The following is a 17,585-nucleotide window of genomic DNA, read 5'->3' as shown; positions in this document are numbered from 1 at the left end:
ATAAAATACCTGAATGTAGGGTTTAGGCGTTTTCCTGATCGCGTTCCACACGTTCCGTGCGCCAACGCATGGTTTTTAACAGGGTGCCGATTGTAATAGACCCCAATGTCGCAATGGCAATTTCATCAATTTCGCGCAACACCAGATTAAGCGCATTGCCGATATCCGTATCGGCTTGTGAATCACGGGCGCGTTCGTTCTCGCTGACGTCTTCGAACAGGTGAATAACGTCAAACAAGGTTGTGCGTTTCAAGTTCCCTGCAAAACGGTACCCGCCCCCGGCACCACGTACAGATTCCACCAAACCAGCGCGACCAAGATCACGTAAAACTTTGGCCAAGTGATTTGCGGAAATATTATATTTATCCGCAATATCCGTGGCCGAAAGCTGGACATCAGGATCACGCGCCAATTCCAGAACCGCATATAACGCGCAATAAGTCGCTTTTTGGAGTTTCATTTCTGCTTACCTTCAGTCCAGCGGCATTTCCAATTCGATGTAAGGACCACCCATCATGCCCTGACTTCTAAAGAAGCTGAGGTTCAGGTTATCCTTACGGTGCAACATTGTGCGGGCCTGTCCGACACCCGCCTTGCGAAACTGTTCACAAACCGTTTCAAACAATCGCGTTCCCACCTGTTTCAGGCGCATTTCCGGGTTCACCCCGATGGTATAAACCCAGCCACAGGGTTCGGACCCAAATTCCCACGCGCGCACTTCACCGATGATAAAGCCCGCAAAAACACCGTCGATTTCACAGACATAGAAAAAACCCTCATTGGAATCGCCATAGCGATGATAGGTCTCTTCCCAATAATCAGGTTTATGCTGGCCCGTATTATAGGCATGCAAATCCGTCACGGCGGGTAAATCCTTCTCATCCGCATCCCGAATAATAAAGGTCACGCCATCGACGTTCATTTTTTTATGGAACTCTTGTCTAACCATGTTCCGCCTACGCCTTTGCCAGCTATAAATTTATATATGGTGAATAAAATACGCATTTCGGTACCACTTTGTAAAGACTGCGTTAAAAAAACCTCGCAAAAACTTTTGCGAAGGCGTATTTTTCCTTTTATGACAATAGACAGAACAGCCATAGACGGTCTCAAGGCCTACATCATAGAACGGGCACTTCTCAGCCCCGTTACCCCGGAAGTCTTTCGCGCCAGTTGCGAACGCTTGCTTGAGGCTGGCCTCCCTGTCTTGCGCATCAATATGTCATGGGGAACCTTGCACCCCACGATCGGTGCCTTATCGCTGCGCTGGTGGAAAGGCCGGAAATTTGACGACATCACCCGCTATATGCATCAAGACGGGGAAAGTGAAGAATGGCTCCGCAGTCCGGGGTATTATGCCGTTCACAATCAAATCCCTGAATTTCACGTTTTTATAAACGATGAAACCGCCCATCCTGTTTTCCCTGTCTTTGATGAATTCAAAGAAGCCGGCGGCACACATTATTTTTTACGGCTGATCCGTTTTTCCGAACCTTCACAATTCGCCTTCGATCTGGATGGTATGATCTTGTCCTTTCTCAGCGATGCACCAAACGGATTTAGCAACGAAGAAATGGATATTCTGCGCGATGTCGGCGATTATATTGCCCTCGCGCTAAAAATTGCCTTGCGCGAACGCATTACGTTAAACACCCTCAGTGCCTATTTGGGTGAAAATGCCGCCCATCAGGTTCTCAGCGGGTCGATTAAACTGGGCGATGGCAATAATATCAATGCCGTGATCTGGTATAGCGACCTGCGCAATTCAACTGTTTTGGGTGATCAATTATCCGGCCCGGACCTGCTCGCCACGTTAAACAGCTATTTTGCCTGCACTGCTGGGGCTGTAAGTGATCATGGCGGCGAAGTGCTCCGGTTTGTTGGCGATGCTGTGCTGGCAATTTTCCCCATTCATAATGAGGATGTAAAAGAAGCCTGTGCCAAGGCGACAGCCGCCGCCAAAGATTCCCTTGCTCGACTGGATTATGTTAACGCACAACGTGCACCCGACCAACAGCTTTCCTTTGGGCTGGGTTTACATATAGGGGAAGTGATGTTTGGCAATATCGGCATTCCCGAACGGCTTGATTTTTCTGTAACCGGGCCTGCAGCAAACGAAGTCGCGCGCATTGAAAACATGACCAAGGAAATCGGTGAAACTGTGCTGGCCTCTCAATCCTTTGCCAGCCATCAACCCGATCAATGGCGCGCCATCGGCCCCCGCCCTTTGCGCGGTGTCGGATGTCCTGTAAACCTATTTACCCTTAAATAATTGGTATTATGTGAGAGAGTTCACAGAAACATTGTGGAAATAAGCGTACTCGATACTAGACAAAAGTTTTCTTTAATTTAAAACGATTATAATTTTACAATTTATCGCTGAGTATTTCTTGGGCACGACAATGAAATTTCTGTTGAACAAATCCGTGATGATTGCCATTGGCATTGCCGCTGTGGTTTCTATCTGGCTATTATCCGGCCTATTCACCGAAAAAGAACAAGTCGTTGCCAAAAGTGTTGTTGATACACATACAAAAAACAAGGTCAACGTTCTGGTTTCAACACAGGAAGCCCATGATCACGCGGATATCCTCTCGCTTTATGGACAGACCGAAGCAAACCGCGAAGTCGAATTGAAAGCCCAGACAAAGGGCCGTATTTCCGAGCTTCTGATCGAAAAAGGCACACTTGTCAAAAAAGGCGATATCATTGCCCGGATCACGATGGATGATCGCAAATATCAGCTTGAAGGCGCGCGTGCTGCCGTTCGTTTTCGGGAACTGGAATATGATGCCTCTAAAAAGCTATCCCAGAAAAGCTTTCGTTCACAAACAAAACTGGCTGAGTCCAAGTCGCTGCTAAACAGCGCGCGTGCCGACCTAGAAAACATTCGCCTTGATATTGAACATACTGAAATCAAAGCCCCGTTTGACGGATACCTTGAAAATACCAGCATCGAAGTCGGTGATTTTGTGGATAGCGGGGACCCAATTGCAAAAATTGTCGATCTTTCCCCAATTGTTGTCAGCGCAGCCATCCCGGAATATTCCATTTCAAAAATCAAAGACGGCCAAGCCGCACGCGCTGTCTTAAATGATGGTCGCATACTGGAAGGCATCGTGCGATTTATTGCTGCAACCAGTGACAATTCCACACGCACCTACCGCGTGGAAATGGAAGCCCCAAACGATGCGCAAGAACTGATCAATGTCGGTATTACAGCCAAATTGCAATTAAGCATTGGACGCCAACATGCCTATCAGGTTAGCCCGGCGATTTTAACCCTGTCAGACGAAGGGGTCATCGGCATTAAAACGGTCGACGATGCCAACAAGGTTGTTTTTCATCCCATAAAATTATTGGAAGACACCCCCGAAGGCGTCTGGATTACCGGCCTGCCCCAAACCGCACGTATCATCACACGCGGTCAGGAATATGTCAGTGTCGGACAAGAAGTTATCACAACTGAAGACGGTGACGAACAAAAGGCAAATACGGACAAACAACCGTCCGCACCTGCAATCGCCAAGGCACAGGAACAATAAGACATGAAAAATGCGATCGAAGCCGCACTGGGCCATTCGCGCACAGTTTTAATGATTCTGGCCCTTGTTCTGATTACCGGGTCGATTGCCTATGTCAATATTCCCAAAGAATCTGACCCGGACATCAATATTCCGATCATTTATGTTGTCGCCACGCACGATGGTATTTCCCCGGAAGATGCCGAACGATTGATCTTGCGCCCACTGGAACAGGAATTGCGCACGATCGAAGGCGTAAAGGAAATGCGCTCCACCGGTTATGAAGGCGGCGGCAATGTCACCTTGGAATTTGAAGCCGGTTTTGATGCCGATAAGGCATTGGATGACGTGCGCGACAAGGTCGATCTGGCAAAACCCGAATTACCCGATGAAACCGAGGAACCGACCGTACATGAAGTCAACTTCAGCCTTTTCCCGGTTCTGGTCGTCACCATTGCCGGTGAAGTACCGGAACGATCACTGGTAAAACTGGCCCGTGACCTGCAAGATGAAATTGAATCCATCCCCAGTGTTTTGGAAGCTGAAATTGCAGGGGATCGTGACGAAATGGTCGAAATCATTATCGACCCGGCAAAAGTTGAAATGTACGGCCTGACCCCATCAGCCGCTATGAATATGGTTTCATCCTCAAACCAATTGGTTGCGGCGGGTTCTCAGGACACCGGGTTAGGGCGTTTTTCCATTAAGGTTCCCGGCCTTTATGAAACCGTTCATGATATTCAATCACAGCCCTTATTGGTTGATGGGGACAGTGTGGTCACACTTGGTGACATTGCCGATATTCGTCGCACATTTAAAGATCCGACCAGTTTCGCCCGTGTGAATGGCAAGCCCGCCATTGCCTTGGAAATTTCCAAACGGACCGGTGAAAACATCATCGAGACCATTGAAAAAGTCCGCGAAATTGTCGCCTCAGAACAGGCCAGATGGCCACAAGCCTTGCGCGACAACATTGATGTGTCTTATTCACAAGACCGATCCAACCAAATCCGCACCATGTTGGCAGACCTGCAAAATAACGTCCTCAGCGCCATTGTCTTGGTGATGGTCGTTGTGGTTGCTGCCCTTGGCCTGCGCACTGCCGGACTTGTCGGCATGGCGATCCCCGGTTCGTTCCTTGCCGGGATTTTGGTCATCAGTGGGTTGGATATGACCATGAACATCGTTGTTCTGTTCAGCCTTATTCTGGCGGTCGGCATGCTGGTTGATGGTGCGGTTGTGGTCACGGAATATGCGGACCGCAAAATGATCGAAGGTTATCATCGGCGCAAAGCATACGGGTTAGCGGCACAACGCATGGCCTGGCCGATTACCGCATCAACAGCAACCACATTGGCCGCCTTCTTACCGCTTCTATTTTGGCCGGGTGTGGTCGGGGAATTTATGAAATTCCTGCCCATTACCTTGATTGCAACCTTGGCAGCCTCCCTGTTGATGGCATTGATTTTCGTGCCGACACTGGGGGCCTTGTTCGGCAAACCGTCCCAAGCTGTGCCGGAACTGAGCGAGATTACCCCCGAACATGATGTAGACCTTACCAAACTCCACGGGATTACGGGAACTTACGTTAAAACCCTGCAAACCTCATTACGCCATCCGATCAAAGTCCTTGTGGGGGCCGTTGCCGTTCTTGTACTGGTTCAGGTCGTGTATGGTGCCTTTGGTAAAGGGGTTGAGTTTTTCCCCGAAGTCGAACCGGAAAACGCCAAAGTCAACGTACGGGCACGCGGTAACCTGTCTGTTTGGGAACAAAAAGACATTCTGGAAAAAGTCGAAGCCCGCATTTTGCCCATGACGGAATTCAAGACCGTTTATACACGCATCGGCAAACAACAAAACAGTGAAGAAGCCGAAGATATTATCGGGTCTGTTTCCCTTGAATTTAAAGACTGGCAGGATCGCCGCCCGGCAAACGAGATTTTGACGGAAATTGCCGAACGGACCAAAGACATTGCCGGGATCGAAATTGATTTCCGTAAACAGGAAGAAGGCCCGCCAACCGGTAAACCGATAAACATCCAGCTTTCATCGCGCAAAACCGATTTATTACCCGATGCCATTGCCCGTATTCGCAATGGTTTGGAAAATATGGACGGCATGATGAACTATGAAGATTCACGCCCCCTGCCCGGTATTGATTGGGAACTCAAAGTCGATCGATCCCAAGCTGCAAAATTCGGCGCGGATATCGGACTTGTCGGCAACTTCATCCAAATGACAACCGCAGGTCTGAAATTAGGGGAATATCGCCCTGACGATACCGATGACGAGGTCGAAATTCGTGCGCGCTTCCCAAAAGAAGACCGCACAATTGACCGTCTGAACGATATTCGGATCAATTCATCACTGGGCACCGTCCCGATTTCAAACTTTGTCACCCGCACCGCAGAACAACGCACAGGAAACGTCAATCGTGTCGATGGTTTCCGTGTCATGGCCGTCAAGGCCGATGTTCTTCCCGGTGTCAACGTCGATGCAAAATTGAAAGAGGTCAAAGCATGGATTGCCGAGCAGAATTTCGATCCCGCCATTAAAATCGATTATAAAGGCGAAGACGAAGAACAACGTAAAGCACAGGAATTCTTGGGCAACGCCTTCGGTGTCGCCTTGTTTATCATGGCGATCATCCTTGTGACCCAGTTCAACAGTTTTTACAGTGCCTTTTTAATCCTGTCGGCTGTTATCATGTCCACCATCGGTGTCTTTATCGGCCTTTTGGTCACAGGTCAGCCGTTTGGAATCGTTATGGGCGGGATCGGTGTCATTGCCTTGGCCGGTATTGTGGTGAATAACAATATCGTACTTATTGATACCTTTGATCGTCTCAAGCACGAAATGGGCAGCACTTTTGACGCCATTGTCCTGACCGGGGCACAACGCATGCGCCCGGTTCTGCTCACAACGGTTACCACCATGCTGGGGCTGTTGCCGATGGTGATGCAGCTTAATATTGATTTTATTAATCGAGACATCACACAAGGGGCACCTTCAACGCAATGGTGGTCGCAATTGGCAACCGCAATCGTGTTTGGCCTTGGCTTTGCAACCGTTCTGACCTTGGTTGTTACACCTTGCGCCTTGATGTTGCGTTCCAACTTTCAGGACTGGCGCGAAAACCATCGTCAAGCCCGCGAACAAGCAAACATTTCACATTAAAGACATCTCGCACATTCTGTATCCTTAAAAATGATACAGAGTGTGCGCACAATCATACTCCTTTCGTATTAACTCCTTTAGACTATTAACTATAAGGTGAAATTTAAACGAAAAGATAAGTCAAATGCGCCGTTCCCAACGCAGAAAATACCGCTCAGGAAACCAGTTGAAACATATCGTACGTATGTTTTTCTTTCTGGCTATTATTGCATTGGTCCTTGGCGGGTTCGTCTATACAATCCTGATAAAAGAACAGCCGCATGAAGCCGACATACCGGAAAATTCCAAATATGCCCCCATCTATGCAGAAGACCTTGGACAAACCCCGGAAGCCTTAAAAGCCAAATATCCGGATTTGCTGTTGCGTACCAACAGGCGGGGTGTTTTAACCGGAAAGCACGTTATGCGCGGGGCTCAATACACCATCTGGTTTGTCAAAGATATCAATGAATACAAGGCATTCCGACTACAAGCGCAAAAAACATATCCGCATCTGAGTGTATCCGAAATCGCACAGGATTTCGCCAAACTTTACAGCCGCCCCGTCGATAGTACATGCAGCGGGAAAACGGCCTATGCCGAAAATAAATGTCATTACAAGTGGTGGATCCGCAAAAACGTGACACTGGATCTTTATAGTCGTTTCTTAAAAAATGATCAGGTTGAACTAAGCGCGATTTCAACAGACACGTATTTAACATCAAAGCATTTTGACGCTGTAAAATCCGTTCTCCCCACACAGTAACCGCCAAATAACTGTCAGTAGAAATTTAACACTGCCTCGGTCAATATTCAAAATAACCTCTAATACCAACGATAAAAAAGGCCTGTTTTCTCTAACTCTTATGCACATTTGATAAGTTCAAAAGAACCGTTACCTTAGAACTTAGATGCAATATCAGTTAAAGGGAGGCCCCCGCCATGAATTCCGACCTGTCTTTTGTGATTGCCCTCGATGGCGCCCCTTATCCCGTTCAATTCGAATCAGAAGTGCTGGATGAATTTCAACGCGACCATGTCGCCAGTATGGACCTGCAACTGCGTCAATTTGCCGATGAACAATTCGGCCCGACCTTTTACCTTGATCACCAGAACCGTCTTGGCATTGTCGCCCAGCTTATTCGCGATGCCATGAAGGAAGAAAACGGCATTCTCATTGCCAAGTATGTCTTATGGATGGCATCACATTATCCAGAAATTTCTGGAATTCGCATCCATGAAGACACATATGAATTTACAGCGAAGATTTTTGACGAAACAGTGCCGGAAGGTTGCTCCGTTCATTAACGATTGCGAACCTTCGCGGACCTGTCTCATAGACACGCGAAGGAAACCAATGGGAAAAGTTGGCAGTTCCACATTTTGGCTGGATCAGACATTTGACGAAACCATGAGTTTGCTGGAAGAGGCAAAATATTACCACGCCTACCGCTTCCCCAAGCAGGTCGATCACTTAAACCCGTGTCAACGTCTGGAATTGACACGGGAATCTTTGCGCATAACGTCCCGGCTTTCACATATGATTTCATGGTTAATGCATGAAAAAGCCATTCTCAATGACGAAATTACCCGGCATGAATATCTTGAACGTAACATCCCGCTTGCAGAAGAAAGTATCTGTACCAGCACCTGCGAAGAGGTTCTGGAAGACTGCCCAAAACGGCTACTAAGCCTGATGGATCGTAGCCTCTCCCTTTTTATCCGGGCCTCGCGTTTGGAAAAGATGCTGCGTAATTAAGTTTTACGCTTTCAAGATCTCTTCAACCAAATTGATCCAATAGCTTGCGCCCACATGCAGCATGCGGTCATTAAAATCAAATCCCGGATTATGCAGTAAACAGCCCCCCGGTTCCCCGCCTGTGCCCAGCCAGACATAACATCCCGGTTTTGCTTCCAACATATAAGAAAAATCTTCCGCCCCCATACTGGGCACCGGATTTAAATCAACATTCTCTTCACCAACCGTTTGGGCCGCAACACGGGCACAAATTTCACTTTGCTGCCCATCATTAAGCGTTGCCGGATAACCTTTGGCATAGATCAATTCAAAGGTTGCCCCGTGCGCCTCACAAATCCCTTTTACAATCCGGCGAATACCGTCTTCCAAAGTTTGACGAACTTCGGGCGTAAAGGAACGGATGGTTCCACGTAATTGCACATCATTGGGGATCACATTCCATGTATGCCCCGCATGAATTTGTGTCACGGACACAACGCCTGCATCCTGCGGGTTTAACACGCGCGATGTCAGGCTTTGTAACGCAAGGACAATTTCACTGGCGACCACAACCGGGTCCAGCCCCAAATGCGGCATTGCCCCATGACATCCTTTACCGATCACCCGAATATCCATTGTATCGCATGCCGCCATCAGTGGTCCGGCTTTCACCGCCATTGTGCCGGCTGCCATTTCCGGCCAGTTATGCATGCCAAAAACGGCATCTGCCGGAAACAGGTCAAACAGGCCCTCTTCAACCATCACGCGCCCGCCGCCTTCGTTTTCCTCAGCGGGTTGAAAAACAAAATGGACCGTGCCTTTAAAATTACGTTTCTCAGACAAATAGGCCGCCGCCCCCAACAACATTGCCATATGTCCATCGTGACCACAGCCATGCATCTTTCCATCATAGCGAGAGCTATGCGGCACATTGGAACATTCCGTCATGTCCAGCGCATCCATATCCGCACGCAAAGCAATCGCAGGACCATCCCCGTTTGTCAGACTGGCCACAAGCCCGGTTTTTGCCAGTCCGCTATGAACCTTCAACCCCAAACTTTCCAATTGTGTTTTCACATAATCGGCGGTTTTCACCTCTTCAAAAGCGGTTTCGGGATGCGCGTGCAAATGATGGCGCCATTGAACCATTTTAGAAACCAATGGATGATCTTGTGAAATTTTCATTAAACAGTCCTAATGGATTGAAGTTGTATGTGTTTCAGCCTATATTATGTTGCAATGCAAAACACAATATGTCGGCCTTTCAGCTTAAAGAGTATTTACCATGACACGCATGTCCGTTCCAAACGTTAAGAACAGTATCGATCGCGCCATTCATGCCGTTGAGGGACGCATGACCAACGGCCTGTCGCCTGCCTCCATCATGGTGGCCTATTTCGACTGGTTGGTCCATATGGCCCATTCGCCAGGTAAAGTCAGCGAGATGTCGGAAAATTTCGCACGCAAAACGGTTGATTTTAATATCTGGGCGGCCCGCGCCACAATGGATCCTGATCTGCCTGATTTTATTCAACCCTTGCCGGAAGATCGTCGTTTTCGTTCTGAAGAATGGAAAAAATTCCCCTTTAATGTCATTGCCCAAGGTTTCCTGTTGAAAGAACAGTGGTGGCATTACGCGACGATGGGCATTCCCGGCGTGTCCAAACACCATGAAAGCATGGTGCATTTTGGCGCCCGGCAATGGCTGGACATTATTTCCCCGACAAACTTTTTTGCAACCAACCCTCATGTTTTAAAAACCACCGTCGAACAAAGCGGGCAAAACCTTGTGAAGGGCGCTGAAAACTTCTGGAATGAAGTCATGCGCAACATTGTGGACCAACACAACGCCGCCGACAGTGAATATAGCGTTGGTAAAAATCTGGCTGTGACCAAAGGCAAAGTTGTTTATCGCAACCGTCTGGTCGAACTGATCCAGTACGAACCAACCACCAAAAAAGTGGATGCGGAACCTGTTCTGATCGTACCGGCCTGGATTATGAAATATTACATCCTTGATCTGTCCCAATATAATTCACTGGTGAAATATCTGGTCGATAAAGGCCATACCGTCTTTATGATATCCTGGCACAACCCGACAGCACAGGATCGTGATCTCGATATGGAAGATTACGTCATACAAGGCGTGATGGAATCCTTAAAAGCGGTTACCACCATTGTGCCGGATCAAAAAGTGCACGGTGTCGGCTATTGTCTGGGCGGTACACTTCTAACCATCGCCGCAGCTGCAATGGCGCGTAACGAAGATGACCGTTTCAAAACGATTACGCTGTTCACCACACAAACCGATTTCAGCGAAGCCGGTGAGTTGATGTTGTTCATCGACGAAAGTCAGATTTCCTATATGGAAGATATGATGTGGGATCAGGGTTATCTGGACACCAAACAAATGTCCGGTGCTTTCCAGTTGTTGCGTTCATTTGATCTCGTCTGGTCAAAAATGGTATCGGAATATCTGCTTGGCGAACAACCGCGCGTCAACGATTTGATGAGCTGGAACGCAGACGCAACCCGCATGCCTTACAAGATGCACACGCAATATCTGCGCCGTCTCTTCCTTGATAACGACTTGGCGGCCAGACGTTTTGAAGTCGGCGGTAAACCGATTTCTGTATCCGATATCCGGACCCCCATGTTTGCGGTTGCCACCGGGAAAGACCATGTGGCCCCGTGGAAGTCTGTTTATAAAATCCATCAATTGGTCGATACCGATGTCACCTTCGTCCTTACCAACGGGGGGCATAACGCCGGGATCGTAAATGAACCGGGTCACCCGCGTCGCCATTATCAAATCGGCACCAAACTGGATAACGATAAATTCGTCCCGCCTGCAGAATGGGCAGAAAGGCACCCGGTTATCGACGGGTCCTGGTGGGAGCCGTGGGAGGCATGGTTGACAGAACATTCATCCGGCAAAGTCACCCCGCCTCAGGTCGGGACAAAAGGCGGGGATTACGATCCGATTTGTGATGCCCCCGGCACCTATGTTTTTGAAGATTAAACAAATTTGCTTCACAAACCGATCTCAATAGAAAAGCCCTTTTGCGAACCTTTCGCAAAAGGGCTTTTTATTTTCTTGAAGTTAAAGAACCCAAAGACAATATAAACTAAAGAGACGTAAGGTCGGGGAAGAAATGCCATGCAATGCCACCCAGAAAAAAGCGACAAAGCGACCCTCTTCAATCATATGCAGGCCTTTCGAGCTTTATCGCGCAGCCCCGCCGTTTTGTGCGGGGATTTATATCACGCAATGGAAGATATCGTTCAAACCCTGACGCAGGCCCTTCCCCATGCCCGTATCGGTATCTGGACTATAGACGACACACAAACAGACCGTTGGCAATGCCTTGCCTCAAACCAACCTGCACAACCTTCATTTAAAAGTGCTGAACTTCAAGACCTGATCGATATATTGGATCAGGAATTTATTTATACCGTGGATAATACCGTCACCCTGCCCAAACGCAGTCTCGCCCCTTTGCCTTTTTTCGAGCGACCCATTTGCGCACAACTCTGTGCCGGCATTCAAATTAATGCACAAACCAAAGGGATCGTCTGTTGCGAATTTGAACATACCGCGCACCGATGGTCGATTGATGAAATGTATTTTACGGAATCCATCGCCAATTTTGCCTCTCTCTTTCTCAGTGATTACAACCGGCGTCGGGCGGAAATGAAATTGTTCGATGCCATATGCAATGATCGCCTGACCGGATTGGCCAATGCTTCCCATTTCATCCAGACATTGAAAAGCAAAATTGAACAACGGAGGCAAACACCCCTTCTGCTCGCCTTATTGGATATTCGCGGGTTTCGTCACATCAACGACATTCACGGTCACGATATTGGCGATGAAATCCTGAAGACAATGGCAATAGAACTGACCCGTCGTTTACCCGATGCCTTAATCGGTCGAACCGCCAGCAACGAGTTCATTATCGCGCGCCATATTGATGATATTGAAGTCCTTGCCCATACCAATCACGAACTGACCAAACTACTCCACAGCGATTTACAAATCCGGGACGAACATATAACGCTTGAATCTTCGATCGGGACAGCACTTTACCCAAACAATGCAACCCGGATCAAAAGCCTGATCCGCAAATGCGACATTGCCTTGTTCAAAGCAAAAGAAACCTCGCGTGCCGGATTTATCGCTTATAATGCGCAACTGGGACATGACTACGTTCAGCATATTCATCTCAAAAAACGCCTTAAGACCGCTATTCAAGACAAAACGTTCGTCAATTACTACCAACCCAAAGTCAATCTGGCGACACGCGCAATCGCCTCAGGTGAGGTCCTGATCCGTTGGCGCGACAAGCATGGTAAATTTGTGCCCCCTTCTGATTTTATCCCCATTGCAGAACGAACCGGCATGATCAACGAAGTCGGCCATCTTGTTCACGACAATATATGCAACGATCTGAATTTAATCCGTAATTTCAATCGCTGCAACCATGTCCTTGCGATTAACGCCAGCGTTCATGAATTGCGCGACCCGAATTATGTTGATCATTTACTGGACTGCACACAAGCCTGCGGTCTCCCCCCAAAACAGTTTGAAATCGAAGTTACCGAAAGCACGTTTCTGGATGAAGATTACATCACCCACAACAATTTAAAGCGGCTGCAAAAACAAGGATTTTCACTGGCATTGGATGATTTTGGAACAGGATATTCGTCCCTGTCTTATCTCAAAAAAATACAGTTTGATACAATCAAAATTGATCGGAGTTTCGTTCAAAACATTCATTTGTGTCCCAAGAACCGCGAAATCACCACCTCGCTGATCAAGCTTTTTCATACGATGGGCTGCAAAGTGGTCGCCGAAGGTGTTGAAGATATTGCCGAAGCCCATGTGTTACGTGATCTTGATTGCGACTTCGCCCAAGGATTCCTCTATGCCAAACCGATGGGGATCAATCAATATACCCAATATCTTGATTGTTCCCCTCTGCCTCCACCACCTTTTTTCTATGAAATTTAGCTCATCTCCCGTCCATCATCGCGCAACACCACATAAATCGCGGGGATAACCAGTAACGTCAAGGCAGTTGAGGAAAACAGACCAAAGACCAGCGATATCGCCAAGCCCTGAAAAATCGGGTCTGCCAGAATAAAGGCCGCCCCAATCATGGCCGCAGCGGCCGTCAGGAAAATCGGCTTAAACCGGATCATGCCCGCTTCCAACAAAATATCGCGCAAAGGGCGACCATCATTAATGCGATGACGGATAAAATCAACCAACAAGATGGAATTTCGCACGATAATCCCCGCCAATGCGATAAAACCGATCATCGATGTCGCCGTAAACGGGGCAGAAAACATCCAATGCCCCAGCACAATCCCGATCAAGGTCAACGGCACCGGGACAAGGATCACCAACGGTAACTTGAAACTGCCAAACTGACCAACAACCAGCAAATAAATCGCCAGAATAGCCACCCCAAAGGCCGCGCCCATATCGCGGAAGGTCACATAGGTGATTTCCCATTCCCCATCCCACAAAAAGGTCACGCCATTTTCATTGGCAGGTTGCCCATGATATTTAATCGCAACTGGACCAAGCTTTCCCCAGTCAGCCTGTTCAATGGCCTCTTCCACCGCAAACATCCCGTAAATCGGGGCTTCATACCGCCCGGCCAGTTCGGCTGTGACCATTTCCAAGGCATAGCCATCGCGTCGAAAGATGGGATAGGATGCTTTTTCCCACACAACCTGTACAACTTCACCCAGTTCTACATTGCCGGACGCCGACGGGATCGGCGTTGATAACAAACGTTGCGACATATGAAGGTCTTCTTTGGGCAGCCGCACCATGATTTCCATCGGATCGGTGCCTTCCCCACGATGGGAATATCCCACACGCACGCCACCTAACAACGCGGCGAGAGTGTCATAAACGGCTTCTTGTTCAACCCCGTGATATTCGAGGCGTTGTTGATCGATTTCCAGACGTAGGCGGTCACTGGGCACTCCGAAGCTATCATCCACATCCACGATAAAGTCAATTTCTTTAAACAACGCTTTCAGCTTGTTTGCGGCCTCGCGTCGAGTATGCGCGTCCGGTCCGTAAACTTCGGTCAGTAAAGTCGCCATGACGGGCGGTCCCGGTGGAACTTCGACCACTTTCAACGATGTACCATCCGGTGTGTTCACATTTTTCAAACGTTCACGGACTTCCAATGCAATTTCGTGGCTTTCACGATCACGATCATGTTTGGGCTGTAAATTAAGCTGAACATCACCCAGTTCGGGTTTATCGCGCAGATAATAATGACGCACCAACCCATTGAAGTTAAAAGGCATGGACGTCCCGACATAAGCCTGCATATTCAACAGTTCCGGGATATCTTTTAACTGGTCTGCAACATCCTGTGCGACCCGGTCGGTCATTTCCAGACTGGACCCTTCGGGCAGGTCAATCACCACCTGAATTTCGGATTTATTATCGAACGGCAACAGTTTAACCGTCACGCTTTTGGTATAAAACAACCCGCACGCCGCAATCGTTGCCACACCGACAATCGTCAGCAGCTTTTTCGATTTGCTGCGATCCTGAATGATAGGACGGGCAAAACGTTCGTAAAAACGCCCCATCTTGCCACCATCCAGATCATGAGCGTGACTGCCTTCTTCCAGCATACGACCACGCAATAACATCAACAACCACGGTGTTATGATCACAGCGACAAAGAAAGAAAACAGCATCGCGGCTGAAGCATTGGCGGGGATCGGGCTCATATACGGCCCCATCAGACCGGAAACAAACATCATCGGCAACAAGGCGGCAACAATGGTCAAGGTTGCGATAATCGTCGGGTTGCCGACTTCTGCCACCCCTTCAATCGCGGCTTGTAACGGGGGGCGCCCGTCATTCATATTCCAGTGGCGCACGATGTTTTCCACCACGACAATGGCATCATCAACCAAAATCCCGATAGAAAAGATCAGGGCAAACAAGCTGACCCGGTTAATCGTATAGCCCATCAGGTAAGAGGCAAATAACGTCAACAAAATCGTTGTCGGAATGACAACCGCAACCACGACCGCCTCACGCCAGCCGACCGTAAAGAAGATCAGGATCACAATAGAAACGGTTGCCAATCCCAAATGGAACAGCAATTCATCGGCTTTTTCCGTTGCCGTCTCACCATAATTTCGGGTGACATCCACATTGATATCTGCGGGAACAAGTTTTCCCTGCACAGTTTCAAGACGCTTTAGAATATCTTCTGCCACAAAGACCGCATTGGCCCCTTGACGTTTTGCCAGTGCCAGCGTGACCGCCGGTTTACGTACCAGTGTGCCATCTTCGCGTTTTTCCATCTGCCAGACACGTTTTTCTTCTTCACGTGCCCCAATAACAACTGAGGCCACATCTTTCACATAGACCGGGCGACCATCGTGACTGGTCAGCAGCAACAAACCGACATCCGGCATCCCTTGCAAGGTTTGTCCGGCAACGACAGGCACAGACTGATTGGCTTCGCGCAGGCGACCAATCATAAAAGAACGGTTGGCATGTTGAATTTTTTCGATCAACTGGTTCAGTGAAATACCATAAAGCGCCAGTTTTTCCGGGTCCGGTTCCACCCTGATCTGATCCGCACGTCCCCCGACGATATAGCTAAGCCCCACATTATCAACCTTGACCAGTTCATGCTGCAACTCATCCGCCAAGGCATGCAAACCATTATCGGTCCAACGCTCTGCAACTGCATCTTTCGGGGAAAGGGTCAGGGTGACAATCGCCACATCATTAATACCACGCCCAACAATCAAAGGTTCCGGTATCCCCAAGGGCAAGCGATCCAGATTGGCCCGAATATTTTCGTGAACACGCAAAATGGCGTCATCTTCGCTGGTGCCGACTAAAAAACGGGCGGTGACAACAACCTGATCATCTTGCGTTTGGGAATAGACATGTTCAACAGCATCAATCCCTTTGATAATATCTTCCAGCGGCTCGCTAACCAGTTCGACCGCATCGGTCGCCTTCAATCCGTTTGCGGACACCAAAATATCCACCATAGGGACAGAGATTTGCGGTTCCTCTTCACGCGGTAACATGACCAAAGCCACCATACCGACAACCAACGAGGCGAGTAATAACAACGGGGTCAAGGGCGATGTAATGAATACCTTGGTGATATAACCGGAAAGTCCGAGCTTCATAACGCCCCCCCGATCAACATATCACCATCTTGCACACCAGATAAAATCTCGATTTTATCCCCGATGTGACGGCCCGGTTGTACAACAATTTCGCGATTACCTTCCAACACGACAAAGTGCAAACCATATCGGGTAAAGATAAACCGTTGCGGGATCAAATATGTTGCGCGTTTCCCTGTCGAGACATAAACACGGATGCGTTCCCCGATGAAATAATCCTTCAGTCCGGCGACTTCCACATCAGCGACCACACGCCCATTGCGCATTTCCGGGTAGACTTGACGTACAACCCCTTGGTTTTCCTCTACAGCGGCCTGCGTTATGGAAACCAGATCGCCTTTGCGGATAAAGCGGGCATGGCGTTCCGGGACTTCGATGCGTAAAATATATGTTTCATCGGCGATATTGGCAATCGCTTCGCCCGGCATAACAACCACACCCGTTGTCACATTGACGCGAATAACCCGTCCATTGGACGGCGACAAGACGGATCCTTCGCGTTCACGCTGCAAGATCAATTCCCGATCACTTTCCATCGCTTTCAGGTTTTTCACCACCACATCCAGGTTGGTGCGCGCTTCATCCAGTTTGGCTTGCGAACCGGCCCCGGTTTTGCGCAATCTTTGAGCACGATCCAGCGCAATTTCCGCCAGTTTACGTTCCGCCTGCAAGGATGCCCTGCGCGCTTCCAACGCCTGTTTTTCAAGATTGATTTTTTCATCGACCACGCGGGCAATGACTTGACCGGCACGGACCGTACTACCTTCATCAACCAGCAGATCCACAATGGTTCCGCCGAGACGTGCACGGGCCGGTGTCATATCAACCGTTTGCACCGTTGCCAACACGGCTTTCCTATCGGCAATTTCTTCACGCGCAACCGTATAGCTTTCTTGTGCAAAAACGGAAGAAATGCGCAGAGAGACCACAACAACCAAACCGATAGCGCCAAACCATTTCAT

13 protein-coding genes are annotated in these 17,585 nt (G+C 48.7%); 8 read left to right on the top strand and 5 right to left on the bottom strand.

What is annotated here, in order from left to right:
- Window positions 1-22: 22 nt before the first annotated feature.
- Together IEW74_RS06580 and IEW74_RS06575 are read right to left on the bottom strand one after the other, a co-directional pair.
- Window positions 23-460, bottom strand: a complete 438-nt coding sequence (locus IEW74_RS06580) for an Rrf2 family transcriptional regulator (protein ID WP_188662979.1) — start codon at window positions 458-460, stop codon at window positions 23-25.
- Between the two features lie 12 nt (window positions 461-472).
- Entirely contained in the window at window positions 473-949 is a 477-nt protein-coding gene (locus IEW74_RS06575) for a GNAT family N-acetyltransferase (RefSeq protein WP_188662976.1), read from the bottom strand.
- Between the two features lie 129 nt (window positions 950-1,078).
- Here IEW74_RS06575 and IEW74_RS06570 point away from each other — a divergent pair, with 129 nt between their 5' ends.
- From IEW74_RS06570 to IEW74_RS06545, 6 genes are all read left to right on the top strand, one after another.
- Complete coding sequence (locus IEW74_RS06570; protein WP_188662974.1) at window positions 1,079-2,272, top strand: adenylate/guanylate cyclase domain-containing protein; 1,194 nt, start codon at window positions 1,079-1,081, stop codon at window positions 2,270-2,272.
- A gap of 130 nt (window positions 2,273-2,402) precedes the next feature.
- Window positions 2,403-3,545, top strand: a complete 1,143-nt coding sequence (locus tag IEW74_RS06565) for an efflux RND transporter periplasmic adaptor subunit (RefSeq protein WP_188662972.1) — start codon at window positions 2,403-2,405, stop codon at window positions 3,543-3,545.
- A gap of 3 nt (window positions 3,546-3,548) precedes the next feature.
- Window positions 3,549-6,701: an efflux RND transporter permease subunit gene (locus IEW74_RS06560; protein WP_188662970.1), complete on the top strand. Its 3,153-nt coding sequence runs from the start codon at window positions 3,549-3,551 to the stop codon at window positions 6,699-6,701.
- Window positions 6,702-6,825: 124 nt separating this feature from the next.
- Window positions 6,826-7,446, top strand: a complete 621-nt coding sequence (locus tag IEW74_RS06555; RefSeq protein ID WP_188662968.1) for a hypothetical protein — start codon at window positions 6,826-6,828, stop codon at window positions 7,444-7,446.
- Window positions 7,447-7,622: 176 nt separating this feature from the next.
- Complete coding sequence (locus tag IEW74_RS06550; protein WP_188662966.1) at window positions 7,623-7,988, top strand: hypothetical protein; 366 nt, start codon at window positions 7,623-7,625, stop codon at window positions 7,986-7,988.
- Window positions 7,989-8,037: 49 nt separating this feature from the next.
- On the top strand, window positions 8,038-8,439 hold the full coding sequence (locus IEW74_RS06545; RefSeq protein WP_188662964.1) for a DUF1465 family protein: 402 nt from the start codon (window positions 8,038-8,040) through the stop codon (window positions 8,437-8,439).
- A gap of 3 nt (window positions 8,440-8,442) precedes the next feature.
- On the opposite strand, the gene IEW74_RS06540 is transcribed toward IEW74_RS06545, so the two are convergent.
- Entirely contained in the window at window positions 8,443-9,603 is a 1,161-nt protein-coding gene (locus IEW74_RS06540; protein WP_188662962.1) for a M20 aminoacylase family protein, read from the bottom strand.
- A 100-nt stretch (window positions 9,604-9,703) separates the two neighbouring features.
- On the opposite strand from IEW74_RS06540, the gene IEW74_RS06535 reads away from it, so the two are divergent.
- Together IEW74_RS06535 and IEW74_RS06530 are read left to right on the top strand one after the other, a co-directional pair.
- On the top strand, window positions 9,704-11,440 hold the full coding sequence (locus IEW74_RS06535; RefSeq protein WP_188662960.1) for a PHA/PHB synthase family protein: 1,737 nt from the start codon (window positions 9,704-9,706) through the stop codon (window positions 11,438-11,440).
- Between the two features lie 138 nt (window positions 11,441-11,578).
- On the top strand, window positions 11,579-13,432 hold the full coding sequence (locus IEW74_RS06530; protein WP_188662958.1) for a putative bifunctional diguanylate cyclase/phosphodiesterase: 1,854 nt from the start codon (window positions 11,579-11,581) through the stop codon (window positions 13,430-13,432).
- Here the strand turns inward: IEW74_RS06530 and IEW74_RS06525 are convergent.
- Window positions 13,429-16,623, bottom strand: a complete 3,195-nt coding sequence (locus tag IEW74_RS06525; RefSeq protein ID WP_188662956.1) for an efflux RND transporter permease subunit — start codon at window positions 16,621-16,623, stop codon at window positions 13,429-13,431. The genes IEW74_RS06530 and IEW74_RS06525 overlap by 4 nt on opposite strands.
- Window positions 16,620-17,585 carry an efflux RND transporter periplasmic adaptor subunit gene (locus IEW74_RS06520; RefSeq protein ID WP_188662954.1) on the bottom strand — a complete coding sequence of 322 codons (966 nt, stop codon included), beginning with the start codon at window positions 17,583-17,585 and terminating at the stop codon, window positions 16,620-16,622. Before IEW74_RS06520 ends, IEW74_RS06525 begins: the two co-directional genes overlap by 4 nt.

Origin of the sequence: Terasakiella brassicae, assembly GCF_014641495.1 — a bacterium.
GTDB lineage: Bacteria > Pseudomonadota > Alphaproteobacteria > Rhodospirillales > Terasakiellaceae > Terasakiella > Terasakiella brassicae.
The sequence above is the reverse complement of the archived record's forward strand: the minus strand, read 5'-3'. Positions and strand labels throughout refer to the sequence as shown.